The sequence below is a fragment of the uncultured Bifidobacterium sp. genome, from assembly GCF_949292005.1.
GTDB lineage: Bacteria > Actinomycetota > Actinomycetes > Actinomycetales > Bifidobacteriaceae > Bifidobacterium.
Genome location: NZ_CASEXV010000034.1, coordinates 1 through 2,754, shown reverse-complemented (window position 1 = coordinate 2,754; position 2,754 = coordinate 1). Strand labels below are relative to the sequence as shown.

Below are 2,754 nucleotides of genomic sequence, written 5' to 3'. Positions count from 1 at the left end.
TCCGTTGTCCATGTCCTTCGACATCAGGGACTCGGCCGTCTACCCCGACACGTCGCGCGTCGCTGAGGCCATGAAAACCATATGGACAAGCACGCCGTGGGGGTCCAAGACCACGCTTGACGGCGTCGTTCTGATCGATCCCGTCGTCCTTCAGGAGCTGGTGGGCGCCACCGGGAATATCACCCTTCCTGATGGTCGTGTGCTCACTGGAAGCAACACGGCCCAGTTCCTCCTCAACACCGTGTACATCGACTATCCGGTCTCCCAGCAGGACGGACTTTTCCAACTCGTTGCGGAGAGCGCGATGAGCAGCGCGTTTTCGAATATGAGGTTCTCCAAGCTCATGACCATAAGCAAGATCATGAGCTCCATGGCCGAAGGGCGGCATCTGTCGGTTTACGCCTTCGACACGTCAACTCAGAAAAGCATAGCCGCGGCCGGTTTCACCGCGTCCACGCCTAACAGCGAGCAGAGCCCCTCCGTGGGCGTGTACGTCACCGAACAGTCACCATCGAAGATGGACTGGTACGTCCACCGCACCTCGCGGGTCGTACGCCAGTCGTGCAATGCCGACGGGTCGCAGACCTATCAGGTCACCTATACGATGAAGAACACCATGACATCAAAGGAGGCGTCTTCCCTGTCGACCTACATCACGGGAAACGATTCCTCGGTCGGAGGTGGAGGGGCGGCGATCGAGAAAACCCTGATCTACCCCCCGAAGGGCGGAAGCATCAAGAACCTGTCAATCAACGGCACGTCCACCGCGGTGAAACATACGACGCTTAACGGCAAAGAGATATATGCCAGCGTGATAACCATGTCGCCGGGCGCCGATGCGACCATATCCTTCACCGTAACCACCTCCACAAAGTCCACGGCGGATCTGCGGCTGGACCAGACGCCCATGGGATGGGTCAATTCGGGAATCGTCTATGACACGGCCTCATGCGAGATCAAGAAGAAATGACGGCCATGAGGATTCTCGTCGTTTGCACAGGTAACGTGTGCCGCTCCCCGTTGGGGGAGCTTCTGCTGAGACGGTATCTTGAACGGACCTCGATTCTTGTGGAGAGCGCGGGGACCAGAGGCCTTCCCGGGCATATGATAGATCCTTCCAGCGGCCGTCTGCTGGCCGGTGTGGGAATCGATTCGGACTCATTCCGATCCCGCCGCCTGACAAAGGATATGACCGAGCCCACCGACCTCATACTCTGCTTTGAACGCGGTCAGCGGCGCGATATCGTCGCTCTCGCCCCTTCGGTCGTGCGGCGAACCTTCGTTCTCACCGAATTCGCCGCGATGTGCGGTTTCTGCGCAGATCGCGGGATGGTAAAGGGACTGACCATCTCCGAGAGAATTCTGTCGGTCGTCGGACAAGCACCCTTGATACGCGCGCATATCGATCGCTACGAGGATATTTCCGATCCCTATGGTCGTGATTTCGAATATTTTGAGCAAGCCGCGGACGAAACAAATCAGGCGATCAGAACAATGCTGCTAAGCATGCGCCTGCCGGACCGCGACGGTTCCGACATAATGATACAATTGTAAGCTGTTTGGTTTTTGGGGAGAAACGAGGGCACCGTGACTTTGGCGGATATGTGGAGCATAGCGAAAAAAAGACGTGTCACGGTGCTGATCACGTTTCTCGTGGTTTTCGTGTCCGTCGCGGCGGTGACGTTTCTTATGCCACCGAAATACACGGCCACCGCTGAGATTTTCGCATCCTATTCCAGTCAGTCGGGATCGCAACAGTCGTCGTCCGATATGAACTCGGGCGCGTCCTACCTGTCGACCCAGATAAAGACGTATCCGTCGTTGGTGAAAACGCAGGCGATTCTCAAACCGGTCATCACGGATCTCAATCTCGATGTGACAGTTGATGAGCTCGCGGACATGGTGACGGCGACCAATCCCACGAACACATTCATGGTCGACATCTCCGTGGAAAACGGAGATGCGGCGCTTTCCGCCAGAATAGCCAACAGTGTGGCGAACAATCTCGCCGAGCGGATATCATCCACGCTGTATTCAGGCGACGGCGACACGTCCCTGATCAAACTCAGCGTGGTCCAGCCGGCGTCCGTGCCGGATTCGCCCAGCGTGCCGAAAATTCCGCTCTATCTTGCAGCCGGTTTTGTTCTGGCATTGGTCCTTGCCATCGCCGTCGCTCTGGTGAAGGACATGTCGAGCACCAAGATGGACGATGTCGATGAGGTCAAGGAGATCAGCGGCGTATCTTCGCTGGGAAGCGTGCCGAGGGCGGATATTCTGATGGAGAAGACCGCCGCGGTGGTCGGGCATCCGGCCAGTGTCGAAGCCGAGGACTTCAGACGGATCCGCTCGAACATCTCGTTTCTCACCACCCGGCAGGCCGGACGTGGACATCTTCTCATCATCACATCGTCAAGTCCTGCGGAGGGGAAGACCACGACGTGCATCAACATCGCGGCCGCTCTGGCCGAGGAGGGGAAGACGGTGCTCCTTATCGATGCGGATCTGAGGCATCCATCGGTCGCACGAGGATTGGATATCGAGGGTAACGTCGGACTGTCTCAGATACTGTCGGCGCAGGCGACGCCGAGAGAGGTCGTCCAGCCGTATTGGCGGGCCAATCTGCACATACTCCCTGCGGGCCGTCGTGTCGCAAACGCGAGCATACTTCTCAATTCCGTTCTGATGACCGAGCTTATGGAACAGGCTCAGAAGCAGTATGACTATGTTTTGGTCGATACGGCCCCTATGTCGGTG

General features: G+C 57.4%; 3 protein-coding genes. All 3 read left to right on the top strand.

The genetic code is table 11. The annotated features are described in order from the left end of the window. A partial coding sequence (locus tag Q1X90_RS02730; RefSeq protein WP_300766308.1) for a DUF4012 domain-containing protein occupies positions 1 to 970 on the top strand: 970 nt, incomplete at its 5' end. 5 nt (positions 971 to 975) lie between these two features. After that, positions 976 to 1,554, top strand: coding sequence for a low molecular weight phosphatase family protein (locus Q1X90_RS02725; protein WP_300766305.1), 579 nt, complete (start codon positions 976 to 978; stop codon positions 1,552 to 1,554). Between the two features lie 33 nt (positions 1,555 to 1,587). Beyond that, the coding region (locus Q1X90_RS02720) for a polysaccharide biosynthesis tyrosine autokinase (protein WP_300766302.1) at positions 1,588 to 2,754 on the top strand (1,167 nt) is incomplete at its 3' end.